The following is an 18,593-nucleotide window of genomic DNA, read 5'->3' on the forward strand; positions in this document are numbered from 1 at the left end:
ACCAAGCGACTTAACCAGCCAAATTCGAATCCGCGGAGTTCCCATGCCCTCGAACAATGGCCCCATCAAGCTCGGCATCGTCGGCGTCGGCAAGATCGTGCGCGACCAGCATCTGCCGGCAGTGGCCAAGGATGCGGACTACCGCCTCATCGCCGCCGCCAGCCGGCACGGCAAGGTGGACGGCATCCCGAATTTTCCGACCATTGAGGCGATGCTCGACGCGGTGCCGGAACTCGAGGCCGTGTCGCTGTGCATGCCGCCGCAGTTCCGCTACGACGCGGCACGCACCGCGCTGATGGCGAAGAAGCATGTTTTCCTGGAGAAGCCGCCGGGCGCCACGGTCAGTGAGGTCGAGGACCTGAAGCGGCTGGCGGCAGCCAGTGGCGTTTCACTGTTCGCCAGCTGGCATTCGCGCTACGCGCCGGCAGTGGAGGCCGCGCGCGCCTTCCTAGCGTCGGCCAAGTTCAACTCGGCTGCTATCGTCTGGAAGGAAGATGTCCGCCGCTGGCATCCGAACCAGGATTGGATCTGGGCGCCGGGCGGTTTCGGCGTCTTCGATCCCGGCATAAACGCACTGTCGATCGCAACCCACATCCTGCCGGCGATGTTCATCACCTCGGCCGTCCTCGACTTCCCGGAAAACCGCGCCTCGCCTGTGGCGGCCCACGTGACCTTCCGTACCTCGGATGGGTTGCCGGTGACCATGGAGCTCGACTGGCTGCAGACGGGACCACAGAGCTGGGACATCCTGGCCGACACCGACAAGGGCAAGATGGTGCTGTCCGGCGGCGGCACCAAGCTCGCCATCGACGGCAAGGTGGTTCACGACGAGCCGGAGGCCGAATATCCCCAGCTTTACCGGCGCTTCGCTGAAATCGTACGCGACGGCGTCTCCGATGTCGATTTGGCACCCCTGCAGCACGTGGCCGACGCCTTCATGCTCGGCAAGCGCAATGTGGTGGAAGCGTTCTTCGATTGAGCGATGAGTTCTGCCGGACCGCAGTCTGGACACTCGCCATGCAGCCTTACTCGACGATCGCAATCGCAAACCCGTCATAGCCTTTGGCGCCGACGGTCTGGATGGCGGTGCCGTCCAGGCGCTTGTCGCCGCCGATGAAGGAAAACGCACCGCGTGCGCCTTCGACATAGGCATCACGGCCATCGTCGTTGAGCACGGTGCCGTCGCGGATGACGTTGTCGCAGATGATGACCGTCCCTGGCCGCGACAGGCGCATGGCCCATGACAGATAATTCGGGTTGTTCGGCTTGTCCGCGTCGATGAAGATCAGATCGAACGGACCGGCATTTTCGGCAGCCAGCGTCTCAAGCGACTGAAGCGCGGGGCCGATCCTGAGCTCGACCTTGTCCGACACCCCTGCCCGCTCAAGATTCGAGTGCGCGACTTTTGCATGATGCGGCTCGAGTTCGAGCGTCACGATCTTGCCGCCGACGGGCAATCCCCTTGCCATCCAGATGGTCGAGTAGCCGCCAAGCGTGCCGATCTCCATCACCTTCCTGGCGCCGCTGATGCGGACCAGCAGCGACAGCAGCTTGCCCTGCGCCGGCGATACGTCGATGGCCGGCAGGCCCTGGTCGCGGTTGGCCGCAAGCACCGCTTCGAGGATGGGATCTGCCTCGAAGAGAGAGGAAACGATGTAGTCGTCGACGTCAGTCCAAACCTTCTTGCTCATGTTTTCCTCGATTCGATTGGGGGTCAAAACGCGAAAAGGGGCCACTGGGGCCCCCTTCCTTCTTCTCGTCCTACCGCGCTTACTGCGCGGCGTTGACCATGTCGGTCAGCATCGGCTCGGCGACCTCGACACCGGAGGCCTTGCGGCGCTCGTCGATGATCAGTTCGTCGCGCGAGGTGGCGATGCGCCGGATCTGGCTCATCGTGCCGCCGGTACCGGCCGGGATCAGCCGGCCGACGATGACGTTTTCCTTCAGGCCCTGCAGCATGTCGGTCTTGCCGGCAACCGCAGCTTCGGTCAGCACCCTGGTCGTCTCCTGGAAGGAGGCGGCCGAGATGAAGGAAGGCGTCTGCAGCGAGGCCTTGGTTATGCCCAGCAGCACTGGCTGGCCTTCGGCCGGCTTCTTGCCGTCCTCGACCAGGCGCTCGTTGACCTCTTCCAGTTCGATCACGTCGACGTGGTCGCCCGGAATGTAGGTCGAGTCTCCCTGCACCGTGATCTCGACCTTCTGCAGCATCTGGCGAACGATCACCTCGATATGCTTGTCGTTGATCGACACGCCCTGCAGACGGTAGACTTCCTGGATTTCGTTCACGAGGTAGGAAGCAAGTGCTTCCACGCCCTTGATCGCCAGGATGTCGTGCGGCGCCGGATTGCCGTCGAGGATGTAGTCGCCCTTCTCGATGACGTCGCCGTCCTGGAGATGGAACGGCTTGCCCTTCGGGATCAGGTATTCGACCGGCTCAAGCGTCGAGTCATGCGGCTCGATGATGATGCGGCGCTTGTTCTTGTAGTCGCGGCCGAAGCGGATCGTGCCATCGATCTCGGCGATGATGGCGTGATCCTTCGGACGACGTGCCTCGAACAGCTCGGCAACACGCGGCAGACCGCCGGTAATGTCCTTGGTCTTGGCGCTTTCCATTGGGATACGCGCCAAAACGTCGCCGGGACGAACCTGCGAACCCGGCTCGACCGAAAGAATGGCCTCTACCGAGAGCAGGAAGCGGGCGTCGCCGCCCTTCGACAGCTTGCCGACCTTGCCCTTGGGGTCAAGGATGGCGATCGCCGGCTTGAGGTCGTTGCCGCGTGGCGTCGAGCGCCAGTCGATGACCTCGCGCTTGGTGATGCCGGTCGATTCGTCGGCCGTTTCCTGAACGGAAATGCCGTCGACCAGATCCTCGTACGACACCTTGCCCTCGATTTCGGTAAGGACAGGGCGGGTATAGGGATCCCATTCGGCGATACGCTGGCCCCGCTTCACCTTGTCGCCATCGTCCACGAAGATGCGCGAACCATAGGTAAGGCGATGCGAGGCACGCTCCTTGCCGGCTTCGTCGAGGATCAGCACCGCCATGTTGCGGCCCATGACCATCTGCTGGCCGTCCGAGTTGCGCACCACGTTGCGGTTGCGGATCTCGACCTTGCCCTCATACGAGGCTTCAAGGAACGAGCTGTCCACCACCTGCGCCGTACCGCCCATGTGGAAGGTACGCATGGTGAGCTGGGTGCCCGGCTCGCCGATCGACTGCGCCGCGATGACGCCGACGGCTTCGCCCTGGTTGACCGGGGTGCCGCGGGCAAGATCGCGTCCGTAGCAGACCGCGCACACGCCGATCCTGACCTCGCAGGTCAGTGCCGAGCGAATGCGGACCGACTGCACGCCGGCCTTTTCGATCTTTTCCACGTCACGTTCGTCCATCAGCGTTCCGGCCTTGACCAGAACTTCGCCCGAAACCGGATGCGTGATGTCGTCGAGCGAGGTGCGGCCCAGCACGCGCTGGCCGACCGAAGCGACGACCTGACCGGCATCGACGATCGGCTGCATGGTGAGGCCCTTGTCGGTGCCGCAATCCACGGAGTTGACGATGCAGTCCTGCGCCACGTCGACCAGACGACGGGTGAGGTAACCCGAGTTCGCCGTCTTCAAGGCGGTGTCGGCCAGACCCTTGCGGGCGCCGTGGGTCGAGTTGAAGTACTCGAGCACGGTCAGGCCTTCCTTGAAGTTCGAGATGATCGGCGTCTCGATGATTTCACCCGAGGGCTTTGCCATCAGGCCGCGCATGCCGGCGAGCTGACGCATCTGGGTGGGCGAACCACGCGCACCCGAATGCGACATCATGTAGATCGAGTTCATCGGCTTTTGACGGCCACTGTCCTCGAACTCGACGGCCTTGATGCGGGCCATCATCTCGTCGGCGACCTTTTCCGAGCACTTGGCCCAGGCGTCGACGACCTTGTTGTACTTCTCGCCCTGAGTGATCAGGCCGTCATTGTACTGCTGCTCGTATTCCTTGGCCAAAGCTTCGGTGTCGGAAACCAGCTTGATCTTGGCGTCCGGGATCAGCATGTCGTCCTTGCCGAACGAAATGCCGGCGCGGCAGGCGTGGCTGAAGCCGAGGGCCATGATGCGGTCGCAGAAAATGACCGTCTCCTTCTGACCGCAGTGGCGGTAGACGGTGTCGATCATCTTGGAGATGTTCTTTTTGGTCATCTCCTGGTTGGCCGTCTCGTAAGGCACATTGACGTTCTTCGGCAGCAGCTCGCCGATGATCATGCGGCCAGGCGTGGTGTCGTAGATTTTCGACACGACCTTGCCTTCGGCGTCGACCGTGCGGAAACGACCCTTGATCTTGGAGTGCAGCGTCACCGCCTTGGTCTCGAGCGCGTGCTGGAGTTCGCCCATGTCGGCAAACACCATGCCTTCGCCCGGCTCGTTCTGATTGACGATCGAGAGATAGTAAAGACCCAGGACCATGTCCTGCGAAGGCACGATGATCGGCGCGCCGGAAGCCGGGTGCAGGATGTTGTTGGTCGACATCATCAGCACGCGGGCTTCAAGCTGCGCTTCCAACGAGAGCGGCACGTGAACGGCCATCTGGTCGCCGTCGAAGTCGGCGTTGAAGGCCGTGCAGACCAGCGGATGCAGCTGGATCGCCTTGCCTTCGATCAGGATCGGCTCGAACGCCTGGATGCCGAGGCGGTGCAGCGTCGGCGCACGGTTCAAGAGCACCGGATGCTCGCGGATGACCTCGTCGAGGATATCCCAGACTTCCGGACGCTCCTTCTCGACCAGCTTCTTGGCCTGCTTGACGGTCGAGGAGAACCCCTTGGCGTCGAGGCGGGCGTAGATGAACGGCTTGAACAGTTCGAGCGCCATCTTCTTCGGCAGGCCGCACTGGTGCAGCTTGAGCTCCGGACCGGTGACGATGACCGAACGGCCCGAATAGTCGACGCGCTTGCCGAGCAGGTTCTGGCGGAACCGGCCCTGCTTGCCCTTCAACATGTCCGACAGCGACTTCAGCGGACGCTTGTTGGCGCCGGTGATGACGCGGCCGCGACGGCCGTTGTCGAACAGCGCATCGACGGCTTCCTGCAGCATGCGCTTTTCATTGCGCACGATGATGCCGGGGGCGCGCAGCTCGATCAGCCGCTTCAGACGGTTGTTGCGGTTGATGACGCGGCGATAGAGATCGTTCAGGTCGGACGTCGCGAAACGTCCACCATCCAGAGGAACCAGCGGGCGCAGGTCCGGCGGGATCACCGGAACCACCTTCATGATCATCCATTCCGGACGGTTGCCGGACTCCATGAAGTTCTCGACGACCTTGAGCCGCTTCAGATACTTCTTCTGCTTCAGCTCGGACGTGGTCGAAGCCAGTTCCGAACGCAGGTCGCCGGCGATCTTCTCCAGGTCCATGCCGGCCAGAAGGTCATGAATGGCCTCGGCGCCGATCATGGCGGTGAACGAATCCTCGCCATACTCGTCGACGGCGATCATGTACTCTTCCTCGCTGAGCAGCTGGTGCTCCTTCAGCGCGGTGAGGCCAGGCTCGGTGACGATGTAGTTCTCGAAGTAGAGGACGCGCTCGATGTCCTTCAGGGTCATGTCGAGCAGCGTGCCGATGCGCGACGGCAGCGACTTCAGGAACCAGATGTGAGCGACAGGTGCCGCCAGCTCGATGTGGCCCATGCGCTCGCGGCGAACGCGCGACAGCGTGACTTCGACGCCGCACTTTTCGCAGATGACGCCCTTGTACTTCATGCGCTTGTACTTGCCGCATAGGCATTCATAGTCCTTGATCGGGCCAAAAATGCGCGCGCAGAACAGACCGTCACGCTCCGGCTTGAAGGTGCGGTAGTTGATGGTCTCCGGCTTCTTGATCTCGCCGAACGACCAGGACAGAATCTTCTCAGGGCTGGCGAGCGATATCCGGATGGAATCGAACACCTGCGCCGGCGCCTGCGGATTGAAGAGATTCATGACCTCTTGGTTCATGCCGTTCTCCTTTTCGGGGTCCTCGAAAACCCCTTGCATCTAACGCGGGCCAAATGCCCGCTGAGTGGTCGGCCCACTGGCCGTAGAATTTGTCGCATCCGGTCGCGGCGTTCCGCGACCGGATGTCTTGCTTACTCGGCCGCGCCCCTATTCGGCAGCATCTGGCAGCCGGACAGGGTTGTCGTCGAGCTTGGTGTTCTCCAGCTCGACATTGAGGCCGAGAGACCGCATTTCCTTGACGAGCACGTTGAAGCTCTCGGGAATGCCGGCCTCGAACGTGTCGTCGCCGCGCACGATCGCCTCGTAGACCTTGGTGCGGCCGGCGACATCGTCCGACTTCACCGTCAGCATTTCCTGCAGCGTGTAGGCGGCGCCATAGGCTTCCAGCGCCCAGACCTCCATTTCGCCGAAGCGCTGGCCACCGAACTGCGCCTTGCCGCCCAGCGGCTGCTGGGTAACGAGCGAGTACGGACCGATCGAACGCGCGTGGATCTTGTCGTCCACCAGGTGGTGAAGCTTGAGCATATAGATATAGCCCATCGTCACCTTGCGATCGAACGGCTCGCCGGTGCGTCCGTCATAGAGCTGCGACTGACCGCTGGTGTGCAGGCCCGCCTGCTCCAGCATGATGTTGATGTCGACTTCATGCGCGCCGTCGAACACCGGTGTCGCGATAGAGACGCCGCGGCGCATCTGCTCGCTGAGGCGAACGATGCTCTCGTCGTCATATTCGCGGACCGGCTCGTTGCGGTCGTTGGCTGGGATGAAGCTCTCGAGCGTCTTGCGCAACGGCTTGATGTCTCCAGCCGTCTTGTACGCGTCGATCAGCTCGCCGATCTTCTTGCCCATGCCCGCGCATGCCCAGCCCAGATGCGTTTCCAGGATCTGGCCGACATTCATGCGGCTCGGCACACCCAGCGGGTTGAGCACGATATCGGCATGCGTGCCGTCCTCGAGGAAAGGCATGTCCTCGACCGGAACGATCCGCGACACGACACCCTTGTTGCCGTGACGTCCCGCCATCTTGTCGCCCGGCTGCATCTTGCGCTTCACGGCCACGAAGACCTTGACCATCTTCATGACGCCCGGAGGCATTTCGTCGCCGCGCTGGACCTTCTCGACCTTGTCCATGAAGCGCTGCTCGAGCGCCTTCTTGGAATCGTCGTACTGGCCACGCAGGGCTTCCAGTTCGCTCTGGAGCTTTTCGTTCTCCACCGCAAACTGCCACCACTGCGAACGCGGATACTCGTCAAGCGTGTCCTTCGACAGTTTCGAGCCCTTCTTGAAGCCCTTCGGCCCGGCAATCGCTTCCTTGCCGACGAGAACGTCGGAAAGGCGCGAATAGACGTTGCGGTCGAGGATCGCCTGCTCGTCGTCGCGGTCCTTGGCGAGGCGTTCGATCTCCTCGCGTTCGATCGCCATGGCGCGCTCGTCCTTCTCGACGCCGTGGCGGTTGAAGACGCGCACTTCGACGACGGTGCCGAAGGTGCCCGGAGGCATGCGCATCGAGGTGTCGCGAACGTCGGACGCCTTTTCACCGAAGATGGCGCGCAGGAGCTTTTCTTCCGGCGTCATCGGGCTTTCGCCCTTCGGCGTGATCTTGCCGACCAGGATGTCGCCCGGCTGCACTTCCGCGCCGATATAGACGATGCCGGCTTCGTCGAGGTTCTTCAGCGCTTCTTCCGAAACGTTCGGAATGTCGCGTGTGATTTCCTCCGGTCCAAGCTTGGTGTCGCGGGCCATGACCTCGAATTCCTCGATGTGGATCGAGGTGAAGACGTCGTCGGCCACGATGCGCTCGGAGAGCAGGATCGAGTCCTCGTAGTTGTAGCCGTTCCACGGCATGAACGCGACCAGCACGTTGCGGCCGAGCGCCAGATCGCCGAGCTCGGTCGACGGACCGTCGGCGATGATGTCGCCCTTGTTGACGCGGTCGCCCATGCGCACCAGCGGACGCTGGTTGATGCAGGTGTTCTGGTTCGAACGCTGGAACTTCATCAGCCGGTAGATGTCGACGCCCGACTTGCCGGGATCGAGATCTTCCGTGGCGCGGATGACGATACGCGTCGCGTCCACCTGGTCGACGATGCCGCCGCGGCGGGCGCCGATGGCGGCGCCCGAGTCACGGGCAACGATCGGCTCCATGCCGGTGCCTACGAACGGCGCTTCGGCGCGCACCAGCGGCACGGCCTGACGCTGCATGTTGGAGCCCATCAGCGCGCGGTTGGCGTCGTCGTTCTCGAGGAACGGGATCAGCGCCGCGGCCACGGACACCATCTGCTTGGGCGACACGTCCATCAGATCGACGTTTTCGCGCGGCGCCATCATCACTTCGCCGGCGCTGCGGCAAATGACGAATTCGTCGACGAAACCACCATTCTTGTCGAGCTCGGCATTGGCCTGCGCGACGTGGTGCTTGGACTCTTCCATAGCGGAGAGATAGACGACCTCATTGGTCAGCTTGCCGTTGACGATCTTGCGGTACGGGCTTTCGATGAAGCCGTACTTGTTGACGCGCGCGAAGGTCGCCAGCGAGTTGATCAGACCGATGTTCGGGCCTTCCGGCGTCTCGATCGGGCAGATGCGGCCGTAATGCGTCGGGTGCACGTCGCGCACTTCGAAGCCGGCGCGCTCGCGGGTCAGACCGCCCGGGCCAAGTGCCGACAGGCGGCGCTTGTAGGTGATCTCCGACAGCGGGTTGGTCTGATCCATGAACTGCGACAGCTGCGAGGAACCGAAGAACTCGCGCACGGCGGCAGCCGCCGGCTTGGCGTTGATCAGGTCCTGCGGCATCACCGTATCGATCTCGATCGAGGACATACGTTCCTTGATCGCGCGCTCCATGCGCAGCAGGCCGACGCGGTATTGGTTCTCCATCAGCTCGCCGACAGAACGCACGCGGCGGTTGCCGAGATTGTCGATGTCGTCGATCTCGCCCTTGCCGTCGCGCAGCTCGACCAGCGTCTTGACCACGGCCAGGATGTCGTCCTTGCGCAGCACACGCACGGTATCCTCAGCCTTGAGCTCGAGGCGCATGTTCATCTTGACGCGGCCGACGGCCGACAGGTCGTAGCGCTCCGAGTCGAAGAACAGCGAGTTGAACATGGCTTCGGCGGTTTCAAGCGTCGGCGGCTCGCCCGGGCGCATGACACGGTAGATGTCGAACAGTGCGTCCTGGCGGCTCTCGTTCTTGTCGACGTTGAGCGTATTGCGGATGTAGGCGCCGACATTGACGTGGTCGATGTCGAGAACCTTGATCTCGCTTTCGCCCGTGCCGAGCAGCACCTTCAGCGTCTTTTCGTCGATCTCGTCGCCGGCTTCGAGGAAAATCTCGCCGGTGCCGTAGTTGACGATGTCCTCGGCCAGGTAGTTGCCGAGCAGATCCTCGTCGGTCGCCTTGATCGCCTTCAGACCCTTTTCGCCAAGCGCCCTTGCCTGGCGGGCGGTGATCTTCTTGCCGGCCTCGACGACAACTTCGCCGGTGTCGGCATCGACGAGGTCGCCAACGGCCTTCAGGCCGCGGAAACGCTCGACGTTGAACGGGATGCGCCAGTGGTCGCCGGCGCGCTTGTAGGTGATCTTGTTGTAGAAGGTCGACAGGATCTCTTCGCCGTCCATGCCGAGCGCCATCAAGAGCGACGTCACCGGAATCTTGCGGCGGCGGTCGATACGGGCGTGCACGACGTCCTTGGAATCGAACTCGATGTCGAGCCACGAACCGCGATAGGGAATGACGCGCGCCGCAAACAAAAGCTTGCCCGAGGAGTGCGACTTGCCCTTGTCATGGTCGAAGAAGACGCCCGGCGAACGGTGCATCTGCGAGACGATGACGCGCTCCGTGCCATTGACGATGAAGGTGCCGTTGAGCGTCATGAGCGGCATGTCGCCCATATAGACGTCCTGCTCCTTGATGTCCTTGATCGACTTTGCGCCGGTATCCTCGTCGATATCGAACACGATGAGGCGCAGCGTCACCTTGAGTGGCGCGGCATAGGTCAGGTCGCGCTGACGGCATTCGTCAACGTCGAATTTCGGTCCTTCGAACTCGTACTTCACGAACTCCAGCATCGAGGAGCCGGAGAAATCGGAGATCGGGAAAACCGACTTGAAAACGGCCTGCAGTCCCTCGTCCGGACGCCCACCCTTGGGCTCCGCCACCATCAGGAACTGGTCATAGGATGCTTTTTGAACCTCGATCAGGTTCGGCATCTCCGCAACTTCCGGAATCTTTCCGAAGAACTTGCGTACGCGTCTGCGGCCATTGAAAGTCTGGGTCTGGGCCATCGTCGCTCCTTAGCTATAAACTCGGGGCGAGCCTCGCCGCGGCTCACCTTGCATGCGCGGCCACCTCGGCGGCGGCCCCTGATCTGTTTCCCGCCGCCTGGCGGCGACGGCTAAAACGGGAGAAAACCCGTTTCCTGAAGGCCGGTTTCGGCCCTCAGGAAAGAGGTTCTCGTACATCTCGCGCTACGCATCCTCCCCTCTGGTGAAGGGAGTGGCGGACGGCGCGAGGCCGCCCGCCGCTTTTACGCTTACTTCAGGTCGACCTTGGCGCCGGCTGCTTCCAGCTGGGCCTTGAACTTCTCAGCGTCAGCCTTGGAAACGGCTTCCTTGACCGGCTTCGGAGCTGCTTCGACCAGATCCTTGGCTTCCTTGAGGCCCAGGCCGGTGATGGCGCGGACTTCCTTGATGACGTTGATCTTCTGAGCGCCTGCCTCGGTGAGGACGACGTCGAATTCCGTCTTTTCCTCAGCCGGAGCAGCAGCAGCGGCAGCGCCGCCGGCAGCGGCAACCGCCACCGGAGCAGCAGCCGAAACGCCCCACTTTTCTTCCAGAAGCTTCGACAACTCGGCCGCCTCGAGGACGGTCAGCTTCGAAAGGTCGTCTACGATCTTTGCCAGATCAGCCATTGTTGTATTCCTTCATCAGGTTCGAACGTGTGTTTGTGATAGCGAGGAACGGCCTCATGCCGCCTCGTCCTTCCGGGCGTAAGCGCCGATGACGCGCGCGACCGAAGCCGCTGGCGCATTGACGATCTGGGCGATCCGGGTTGCCGGCGTGGCGATCATGCCAACCAGCCTGGCGCGCAACTCATCGAGCGACGGAAGTGTGGCGAGTGCCTTCACACCGTCGGCGTTGAGCGAGGTGGTGCCCATTGCGCCGCCGAGAATGACCAACTTGTCATTTCCCTTGGCGAAATCGGACGCGACCTTCGGCGCCGCAATCGGATCCTCCGAATAAGCGATCAGCGTCTGTCCCTTGAACAGGTCGATGATCGATGCGGAGTCCGTGCCCTGAAGAGCGATTTTGGCGAGACGGTTCTTCGCGACTTTGACGGTGCCACCGGCAGCGCGCATTTTCGACCGAAGGTCGTTCATTTGCGCGACGGTGATACCGGCGTAGTGGGCCACGACGACTGAACCAGCGCCTGCAAAGGCACCATTCAGGCCCGTGACGAGTTCGCGTTTTTCCGCTCTGTCCACTGCCTATCTCCAGTTGACCCCTGCCCCGCTAGTGGGACAGGCGTCGGGTTGCCTTTTTGCCGGCCGGGCCATCCATTACAGATCTCCCGAACGACGCTCGAGGATCCTGCCCCCTTTCGCCACATCGACGGCAAGCCGGAGATGCGCAGACAAAAGGCAAACACGGTTCGAACCTTTCATTGGAGCTTGTCGCTCCGTTGTCAGGTTTTCACCCGTCTCATGCAGGCCCAATTCAATTAAGGCTTCTGGGCCGCCTGCAATCTCGGACAGGATGTCCGGAAGCCTCTCGACTTCCGGTACCGGGCCGCCGACAAGTCGGAGGCCCGGAATTCACTTGCGGATCAGCGCCTTGGCAGCCGATCCAGATGTTCGTATCAAGACGCTGCGAGCGTCGAGACGTCGAGCTTGAGGCCCGGGCCCATCGTCGAGGTGACCGACACCTTCTTGACGTAGTTGCCCTTGGCGCCAGCCGGCTTTGCCTTGGTCACGGCATCGGCGAAGGCGCGGACGTTTTCTTCCAGCGCCTTGACGTCGAACGAGACCTTGCCGACGCCGGCATGAACGATGCCGGCCTTCTCGACGCGGAACTCGACAGCGCCGCCCTTCGATGCCTTGACGGCGGCGGCGACGTCGGTGGTGACGGTGCCGACCTTCGGGTTCGGCATCATGCCGCGCGGGCCCAGCACCTTGCCCAGACGGCCGACCAGCGGCATCATGTCCGGCGTGGCGATGCAGCGATCGAAGTCGATCGTGCCCTTCTGGACGATGTCGACCAGATCCTCGGCACCGACGATGTCGGCGCCGGCGGCGCGAGCCTCATCGGCCTTGCCGCCACGTGCGAACACGGCGACGCGGACAGAGCGGCCGGTGCCGTTCGGCAGGTTGACCACGCCGCGGACCATCTGGTCGGCATGGCGCGGGTCGACGCCGAGGTTCATCGCAACTTCGATGGTCTCGTCGAACTTCACCGTCGAACGGTCCTTGAGCAGCTTCAGCGCCTCACCAAGGGCATAGGCCTTGTTGGGGTCGATGCCGTCGCGGGACTTCGATACACGCTTTGCAATCTTCGCCATGATCTCAGCCCACCACTTCCAGACCCATCGAGCGGGCGGAGCCCTCGACCATGCGCATGGCCGCCTCGACGTCGTTTGCGTTCAGATCCTTCATCTTCTGTTCGGCGATGGCGCGCACCTTGTCGCGGCCGATCGTGCCGGCCTTGATCTTGCCCGGCTCTTTCGAACCTGACGTCAAGTTCGCCGCCTTTTTCAGGAAGTAGCTCACCGGCGGCGTCTTCATGACGAAGGTGAAGGACTTGTCCTGGTAATAGGTGATGACGACCGGGATCGGCGATCCCTTTTCCATTTCCTGGGTCTGCGCGTTGAACGCCTTGCAGAATTCCATGATGTTGATGCCGCGCTGACCAAGTGCCGGGCCGATCGGCGGAGACGGCGTAGCCGATCCCGCTTTGACCTGGAGCTTGAGCTGGCCTGCAATTTTCTTAGCCATCTCTTTCCTGCCTTTATCTCATGCCGGCCCCAGTATCGGGAACACCGGCGGTTGCAGTCTGGTGGTGCGGTCCGCGCGGCCGGCTAAAGCCGCATTCGCCTCCCACCCGTTCATGGCCGCGCGCTTTCCGCGCCGCCTCCCCTTGCCGGCGAACCGGCGCAGGGTTTTCGGATCAGCCCTTTTCGACCTGTCCGAATTCCAGATCGACCGGCACGGCGCGCCCGAAGATCGAAACTTCCACCTTGAGCCGCGCCCGCTCCTCGTCCACTTCCTGGACGAAACCGTTGAACGAGGCGAACGGACCATCCGAAACGCGGATCGCCTCGCCGATCTCGAAAGTGACCGAGGGCTTCGGCCGCTCGACGCCTTCCTGAACCTGGTTCAGGATGCGCTGCGCCTCGGTTTCGGTGATCGGCACCGGCTTGGAGTCACCGAGGAAGCCGGTGACCTTCGGCGTGTTCTTGACCAGCGAGAACACCGCATCGGTCAGATTGGCCTTGAGCAGCACATAGCCCGGAAAGAACTTGCGCTCGGCATCGACCTTGCGGCCGCGGCGGATTTCGACGACCTTCTCGGTTGGCACCACGATCTGTTCGATATCGGCGGACAGGCCCTTCTGCTTGGCCTTGTTCTCAATGTCCTCAGCGACCTTCTTTTCGAAGTTCGAATAGGCGTGGACGATGTACCAGCGCGCGGTCATTTCAAGACTTCTCCGTAATCGCCGGACTTAATGGCCGAGGCTCAGTAACCGCTCGATCGCGTAGCCCATGGCCACGTCGGCGGTGAAGAAAAAGATCATCGCGATGACCGCGAATACGAGCACCATCACCGTCGAGATCATCGTCTCCCGGCGCGACGGCCAAGTCACCTTGGCAGTTTCCGCGCGAACCTGCTGGAGAAAGACGAAAGGATTTGTGGTTTTCGAAGCCATATGCCGCTCTGTCTTCAAGACCCGTTGGCCGGGTCTCCTGGATGATCCCGCTGGCCGGGACGTGCCGCCTGGGTTCAAGTCGACGCCGAATCAGCGCCATTTCGCCCATGCAAATCGGACGCGTAAAGCCGGCTTCCCAGCTCCACGCGTCGCGTGTCTGTTGTGTCTACATAAAACCGATTCTTGATCCACGCAAGTGGCAAGTGTCCGCTTTATGACCAAACGCCGCCTCGGAACCATCCAGTCGTCCCGTCCCGGCTATCGAGGCCTTATGCCTCAGTTCGCCCAATATGGCAAGCCACCTGCCCTTTTTCAATGCCGGACCCCAATTCCAGGAGGTGGATCCGGAAATCAGGCACGCGATTACAAGTTCGAGGAAATGGCGTTGCGGACGAACCTGCGACCTGCTGTTTTGGAAACCAAATGAAGCGCACGCAAGATTGGAATCCAGCTGCCCATGCCGAGGCAGCTGGATCAACCCAGGGTTAGTTAGGCACAGGCGAGTTCGACCCCGGCCACTGCGCCGATTCCGCATGGTGGGCGTGGGCGCGGCGCGATCACTGCCGGGCACGGGGGCGGGTCGTCGTCATCGTCGGGGCCGAAAGAACGGCCACGACGCCGCCAAGCTTTGAGACCGCTGCGGCGCGTGGAGGGTCGCCAAGGCAGCACCCGGCCTGAAGTCTCTTTCCCCAGCGTGGGTTTCTCATCCAGAGCCTTCAACGCCCTCAGAATCTGGTCGACAGGGATTACCGTGCCGTTGTCCAGGCGGCGCAAGGCAGGCTGGTTTTCCACCGCGCAGGCATCGGACGCCCACGAGGAAAGCAGTGCCCGCTTTTCTCCACGGCTGAGGCGTGGATGGTTGATGACGTCGTCTGGATTGTCGAGCAGGCACAAAGAAGTTTCAATTTTGCCCGAGCGTGCCGCAGAAAGTGTCGGTGTCTCGTAGAAGTTGTCCATCTCCATTCTCCGCAATCTGGGCCTCCCGGCCGAAGCCGGGAGGCGGACCGCAGGGATAACTGAATCGATACGATCAGGCCGCTTTGCGGGTGCGTTCCGTATCCTGGGCGATCTGCTTGCCGCCCACCTGGGCGTCGCCGACGCCGATGCTGATGCGGCGCGGCTTCAGCTCTTCGGGAATCTCACGGACGATGTCGATCGAGAGGAGGCCATTCTCCAGTTTGGCTGCCTTGATCTTCATGTGGTCGGCAAGCTTGAACGTCTGCCTGAAACTGCGATAGGCGATGCCCTGGTGCAGCAGCTGGCGTCCGCTCTGATCATCAGCCTTCTGGCCTACCACGACCAGTTCGGGTCCATGCTGGGTCAGCTCAACCTCATCCTGGCTGAAGCCTGCGATGGCCATCGAGATACGGTAATCGTTCTCGTCGACCTTCTCGATGTTATAGGGCGGCCAGTCTGGACGCGTGCCGCTGTCGAGCATGTCGAAAAGCCGGTCGAAACCGACGGTGCTGCGATAGAGAGTATCAAAGGTTCTCATAGCCACATCCTCCTTGAAGCAACATGGGTACAAGGGCGCCGCCCAGCAGCGCCGCCTTTTGTCAAGCCAATCGGCCTCGGCGGGAAACGAATTAAGAAGGGCTGAAAACCGGTTCAAGAGCCCTATTCAAAAAAATTCCAGAAGCCAGGCCAGCATCCCGCTTCCAATAATTCGCAGCCGCTGAAAAGCAGCTGGCGGCAGCAAAATAGGCCTATTCTGAATTGTGAACGCAAATGGCAATTGGCTCGCCAATGGCAGTTGAATCAAGGAAATCGGTTCGTGGAAATACGCCGACTTCGGCATTGCGCATCAGCGCTCTCGCTCTGCGCATGCCTTCGGAACGTCGCTCGTCGAGTACGCGGCTTCAGCCCAACCAAACGAGGAGCCAAAACAAGGCGTTTCTAAAATGCCGGATTCCAACGAGGAAAATGGCACGGGCAGCAGGGCTCGAACCTACGACCTGCGGTTTTGGAGACCGCCGCTCTACCAACTGAGCTATGCCCGTACGCGCGTTTCAGCGCAGGCGCTTCCTAAAAGCTTCCGGGCGCGCTGTAAAGAGTTGTCTGACGCGCTTTCAGATCCTTTGCCAAAATCCGAATAGGTGATGACCAGCCCGTCCCTGCCTATCTCGATTTTTCGCCTGCCTGAAGCCGCATGCCGGCGCTCAGCCCCCGGCCGGCGGCTTGTACGGCCCGCCCGGCACGCCCCAGCCCCAGGCCGGCATCGGTTCGGTCTGCGGGTCGCAGGTCTCGCCGAGGGTGGAATTCATCTTGGCAAGCCGTGACCCCCATTCGACATAGCCCATGAAGGCGGAACGGAATTCGGGATCGTCCGGCAGCCCGACCGCATCGGCGGCATCGGCAAGCAGGCTGATCCAGCGGCGGCGCTGTTCCTCCGTCAGATGCTTGCCCAAGTGATGCATGACCATCTCGCGATGGCCGCCATGCTGTTCGCTGTAGGTCTTGGGTCCGCCAAAAACCTCGCCGATGAAGGCCGCGACATGCGCGGGATGATCCGGCGACATGTGTTTGAACACTGGGCCGACCACCGGGTCGCGCGACACCTTGTCGTAAAAGGTTTCCGTCAGCCAGTTGAGGGCTTCGATGCCGCCGGCCCATTCGTAGAGTGTCGGGATGTCCTGGCTCATTGTCGATCCTCCGCCAGCCCGGCGCCGGCACGACGATAGCGGAAATCGCGCCCTGCTCAACCTGCCTCGATGGCGAGTGTGAACCCGCCGCGCTACAATTTGGCCGGCGCTTCGGCCTGGGCGTTGGGCGACGGCGCCACGCGGCAGTTCTCAGCTTTCGGCACCGACTTGCAGATGCCGGGACCCGTCAGCGCATCCACCGACTGGGGCCCGGTCGTCAGCCCGACCTCCAGCATCATATCAGGGTCGAGCTCACGCTCGGCGAAACGGTCCTGAAGCGCTGTGAACAGACGGGGGCTGATCGCCATCTCATTCAGATACGTCTTCACCAATTGCTTCTGTCCCATCAGGTAGAAGCTGAGTCGCGCCTGGGGGCCGACAAACCGTCTGGCGCCACCGGCCAGCATGAGCGCGCAGGCCGAATCGCAGTCGGCTCCGGCGTCGAAGCTCAGCCCGGCATAGATGCCGTCCTCGACCGGGTCACCGATATCGGTGCGGCCAACGGCGACGTCGAGCTTCTTTTCATGGATGATCCGTCCGGTCGCCAGAGCGCTGAACAAGTCTCCGCCTCGTGAGCTGATCACCACGGGCAGCCGCCGGTTGCCAAGCGTGTCGAGTAATTGGCGCAATTTTTGCGGTGTCTGAGGCGTGATCGCGCCTTGCGCAGAAATCCATTGCGGACACTGCGGCGTGCAATGCTGGTCGCTGCCGCGGACCACGACAAAGCTCATATCCACACGAGCCGCTGCGGGGTCCGGCAAAGGCTTTGTGACAGCGGCGGGCTTGGCTGCCACATTCGCGAGCTTGACTGCGACCGTCGTGGCAGCGACCGGCGGCGTCGGCTTGCCTGCCGGTCCAGGCACTTCCCGGCAGTTCGGAGCCGGCGGGTCGAACATGCACAAACTTGCTCTGGTAAACAGCTCAAGAGTGTCCGTGCTGGTCGCCAGTTTCATCGTCAGCATATCGTGGAGGCCGATCTGCCTGATGTCGCTCGCCGGCGTCGCCTTCATCAAGTCCAGCACGCCCTGCCCGATACCCATCTCTCGGAGATAGGCCGAGATCTTTCTCGCGTACCCCTTGCTCATCTCATAGGTCTTGTAGCTTTCACCTTGAGTGACCGTTTGCGTGGTGACCCGATATTTTTTGCCCCGTTTGACGCGATATGTGGTCCGGTAGTGCGTTGTGGAGGGGAACCAGGTGGTGGTGATCTGATGAACACCCAGATAGTTCCAGCCGCCGGCCACGCGGCGGACGCCACCGGCAAACATCAGCGGACAGGCGGAGTTGCAGCTGGCGCCATCAGACGCCCGGCCGAGATAGGCGGAACCTTTGCCGTAACTAAAACCACAACCATCCGTCCCGGGCCAACAGTCGGAAAACTCGGTCTTGCCTACGGCGATATCGAGCTTGTTCTTGCGGATTATCCGGCCAAGTTCGAGCGCTGCATTGACGTTGCCGCCAAAGGAATTGACGATGATGGGCAGTTTGCGGCTGCCAAGCTTCTACAAGGTACGCTTGAGCAAGGCTGGCGTGCCGGCTGAGATGTCGCCTTCGGCGGAGATCCACTCCGGACAATTGGGCTCGCAGCCAGGTGCGCTGCTGCGCGTGACGACAAACTGCATCTCCGAGTGATCGTCGGTCCATATCGTCGGATCGGTCGGATAGAGCACTCCCTGCAGAGGGGGTACTGTCTGCCATGTCCCGGGGGAGGCATCCTCGGCCTTCGCGGCGAAGGCAGCCATCGCCATCGCGGCCACCGTCGACAGCCGGACCAGCCCGCGCCGCCACCGTCCCACAGTGTCTGAACGTTGTCCCAAAACCACGCCCGGCAAACCCCTCAATGCAATCCATAATAGTTGCGGCGACGGTGCTTGCAATAGCTTTGAAACAATCGTGCAATACTTGTGCCGCGCAACGCCGGAAACAAAAAGGCAGCCCCAAAGACCGCCCTTTTCCTGGTCCATCCGGCTGACACCGGCTCGACTATTTCTCGATGGTGATGACGACGCCGGCACGACGGTGCGGCCGCCTTCACGGAAGGCGAAGCAAGGCTTCTCTTCCATG

The 18,593-nt window shown here is 61.9% G+C and carries 16 protein-coding genes and 1 tRNA gene; 2 read left to right on the forward strand and 15 right to left on the reverse strand.

All coding sequences use genetic code 11. The annotated features are described in order from the left end of the window. Positions 1 to 43 precede the first annotated feature (43 nt). Positions 44 to 979 carry a Gfo/Idh/MocA family protein gene (locus tag ACYG9Z_RS00805; RefSeq protein WP_023751341.1) on the forward strand — a complete coding sequence of 312 codons (936 nt, stop codon included), beginning with the start codon at positions 44 to 46 and terminating at the stop codon, positions 977 to 979. Positions 980 to 1,025: 46 nt separating this feature from the next. On the opposite strand, the gene ACYG9Z_RS00810 is transcribed toward ACYG9Z_RS00805, so the two are convergent. The 14 genes from ACYG9Z_RS00810 to ACYG9Z_RS00875 all read right to left on the reverse strand — a co-directional run bounded on the left by ACYG9Z_RS00810 (position 1,026) and on the right by ACYG9Z_RS00875 (position 17,773). Beyond that, positions 1,026 to 1,691 carry an O-methyltransferase gene (locus tag ACYG9Z_RS00810; protein ID WP_023751342.1) on the reverse strand — a complete coding sequence of 222 codons (666 nt, stop codon included), beginning with the start codon at positions 1,689 to 1,691 and terminating at the stop codon, positions 1,026 to 1,028. Positions 1,692 to 1,770: 79 nt separating this feature from the next. Further along, positions 1,771 to 5,967, reverse strand: coding sequence for a DNA-directed RNA polymerase subunit beta' (rpoC, locus tag ACYG9Z_RS00815; RefSeq protein ID WP_023667434.1), 4,197 nt, complete (start codon positions 5,965 to 5,967; stop codon positions 1,771 to 1,773). A 147-nt stretch (positions 5,968 to 6,114) separates the two neighbouring features. Continuing rightward, complete coding sequence (gene rpoB / locus ACYG9Z_RS00820) at positions 6,115 to 10,251, reverse strand: DNA-directed RNA polymerase subunit beta (protein ID WP_460222866.1); 4,137 nt, start codon at positions 10,249 to 10,251, stop codon at positions 6,115 to 6,117. Positions 10,252 to 10,499: 248 nt separating this feature from the next. Further along, on the reverse strand, positions 10,500 to 10,877 hold the full coding sequence (gene rplL / locus ACYG9Z_RS00825) for a 50S ribosomal protein L7/L12 (RefSeq protein WP_023667436.1): 378 nt from the start codon (positions 10,875 to 10,877) through the stop codon (positions 10,500 to 10,502). Positions 10,878 to 10,931: 54 nt separating this feature from the next. Beyond that, positions 10,932 to 11,450 (reverse strand): 50S ribosomal protein L10, encoded by a 519-nt coding sequence (gene rplJ, locus ACYG9Z_RS00830; RefSeq protein ID WP_023667437.1) that lies wholly within the window; start codon positions 11,448 to 11,450, stop codon positions 10,932 to 10,934. A 374-nt stretch (positions 11,451 to 11,824) separates the two neighbouring features. Next, complete coding sequence (gene rplA / locus ACYG9Z_RS00835) at positions 11,825 to 12,523, reverse strand: 50S ribosomal protein L1 (RefSeq protein WP_023667438.1); 699 nt, start codon at positions 12,521 to 12,523, stop codon at positions 11,825 to 11,827. A gap of 4 nt (positions 12,524 to 12,527) precedes the next feature. Beyond that, entirely contained in the window at positions 12,528 to 12,956 is a 429-nt protein-coding gene (gene rplK / locus ACYG9Z_RS00840) for a 50S ribosomal protein L11 (protein WP_006333334.1), read from the reverse strand. Between the two features lie 172 nt (positions 12,957 to 13,128). Continuing rightward, a complete protein-coding gene (nusG, locus tag ACYG9Z_RS00845; RefSeq protein WP_006202141.1) occupies positions 13,129 to 13,656 on the reverse strand; it encodes a transcription termination/antitermination protein NusG in 528 nt (175 codons plus the stop codon). Positions 13,657 to 13,683: 27 nt separating this feature from the next. Next, positions 13,684 to 13,887: a preprotein translocase subunit SecE gene (secE, locus tag ACYG9Z_RS00850; RefSeq protein ID WP_023667439.1), complete on the reverse strand. Its 204-nt coding sequence runs from the start codon at positions 13,885 to 13,887 to the stop codon at positions 13,684 to 13,686. 489 nt (positions 13,888 to 14,376) lie between these two features. Further along, positions 14,377 to 14,844, reverse strand: a complete 468-nt coding sequence (locus tag ACYG9Z_RS00855) for a hypothetical protein (protein ID WP_023716380.1) — start codon at positions 14,842 to 14,844, stop codon at positions 14,377 to 14,379. A 73-nt stretch (positions 14,845 to 14,917) separates the two neighbouring features. Continuing rightward, a complete protein-coding gene (locus tag ACYG9Z_RS00860) occupies positions 14,918 to 15,382 on the reverse strand; it encodes an Hsp20 family protein (protein ID WP_352520176.1) in 465 nt (154 codons plus the stop codon). Between the two features lie 429 nt (positions 15,383 to 15,811). Continuing rightward, positions 15,812 to 15,887, reverse strand: a tRNA-Trp gene (locus ACYG9Z_RS00865). Positions 15,888 to 16,046: 159 nt separating this feature from the next. Continuing rightward, positions 16,047 to 16,529, reverse strand: coding sequence for a group II truncated hemoglobin (locus ACYG9Z_RS00870; RefSeq protein ID WP_023751339.1), 483 nt, complete (start codon positions 16,527 to 16,529; stop codon positions 16,047 to 16,049). A 92-nt stretch (positions 16,530 to 16,621) separates the two neighbouring features. Further along, positions 16,622 to 17,773, reverse strand: a complete 1,152-nt coding sequence (locus ACYG9Z_RS00875) for a hypothetical protein (protein ID WP_245259846.1) — start codon at positions 17,771 to 17,773, stop codon at positions 16,622 to 16,624. Between ACYG9Z_RS00875 and ACYG9Z_RS00880 the strand changes: the two genes are divergently transcribed. Beyond that, positions 17,741 to 18,070 carry a hypothetical protein gene (locus tag ACYG9Z_RS00880; RefSeq protein ID WP_245259847.1) on the forward strand — a complete coding sequence of 110 codons (330 nt, stop codon included), beginning with the start codon at positions 17,741 to 17,743 and terminating at the stop codon, positions 18,068 to 18,070. The two genes, ACYG9Z_RS00875 and ACYG9Z_RS00880, sit on opposite strands and share 33 nt — an antisense overlap. Here ACYG9Z_RS00880 and ACYG9Z_RS00885 read toward each other — a convergent pair. Beyond that, entirely contained in the window at positions 18,032 to 18,592 is a 561-nt protein-coding gene (locus ACYG9Z_RS00885; RefSeq protein WP_245259848.1) for a hypothetical protein, read from the reverse strand. The two genes, ACYG9Z_RS00880 and ACYG9Z_RS00885, sit on opposite strands and share 39 nt — an antisense overlap. Between the last annotated feature and the right edge of the window lies 1 nt (position 18,593).

Source organism: Mesorhizobium sp. RSR380A (genome assembly GCF_054719385.1).

What these genes read in the sequence shown, in the direction of transcription:
- ACYG9Z_RS00870 (WP_023751339.1), bottom strand. Translation starts at nt 16,529, where the DNA reads ATGAGCCAGGACATCCCGACACTCTACGAATGGGCCGGCGGCATCGAA.
- ACYG9Z_RS00880 (WP_245259847.1), top strand. Translation starts at nt 17,741, where the DNA reads ATGAACACCCAGATAGTTCCAGCCGCCGGCCACGCGGCGGACGCCACC.
- ACYG9Z_RS00810 (WP_023751342.1), bottom strand. Translation starts at nt 1,691, where the DNA reads ATGAGCAAGAAGGTTTGGACTGACGTCGACGACTACATCGTTTCCTCT.
- rpoC (WP_023667434.1), bottom strand. Translation starts at nt 5,967, where the DNA reads ATGAACCAAGAGGTCATGAATCTCTTCAATCCGCAGGCGCCGGCGCAG.
- ACYG9Z_RS00885 (WP_245259848.1), bottom strand. Translation starts at nt 18,592, where the DNA reads ATGGAAGAGAAGCCTTGCTTCGCCTTCCGTGAAGGCGGCCGCACCGTC.
- rplA (WP_023667438.1), bottom strand. Translation starts at nt 12,523, where the DNA reads ATGGCGAAGATTGCAAAGCGTGTATCGAAGTCCCGCGACGGCATCGAC.
- ACYG9Z_RS00860 (WP_352520176.1), bottom strand. Translation starts at nt 15,382, where the DNA reads ATGAGAACCTTTGATACTCTCTATCGCAGCACCGTCGGTTTCGACCGG.
- nusG (WP_006202141.1), bottom strand. Translation starts at nt 13,656, where the DNA reads ATGACCGCGCGCTGGTACATCGTCCACGCCTATTCGAACTTCGAAAAG.
- secE (WP_023667439.1), bottom strand. Translation starts at nt 13,887, where the DNA reads ATGGCTTCGAAAACCACAAATCCTTTCGTCTTTCTCCAGCAGGTTCGC.
- ACYG9Z_RS00805 (WP_023751341.1), top strand. Translation starts at nt 44, where the DNA reads ATGCCCTCGAACAATGGCCCCATCAAGCTCGGCATCGTCGGCGTCGGC.
- rpoB (WP_460222866.1), bottom strand. Translation starts at nt 10,251, where the DNA reads ATGGCCCAGACCCAGACTTTCAATGGCCGCAGACGCGTACGCAAGTTC.
- rplL (WP_023667436.1), bottom strand. Translation starts at nt 10,877, where the DNA reads ATGGCTGATCTGGCAAAGATCGTAGACGACCTTTCGAAGCTGACCGTC.
- rplK (WP_006333334.1), bottom strand. Translation starts at nt 12,956, where the DNA reads ATGGCTAAGAAAATTGCAGGCCAGCTCAAGCTCCAGGTCAAAGCGGGA.
- ACYG9Z_RS00855 (WP_023716380.1), bottom strand. Translation starts at nt 14,844, where the DNA reads ATGGACAACTTCTACGAGACACCGACACTTTCTGCGGCACGCTCGGGC.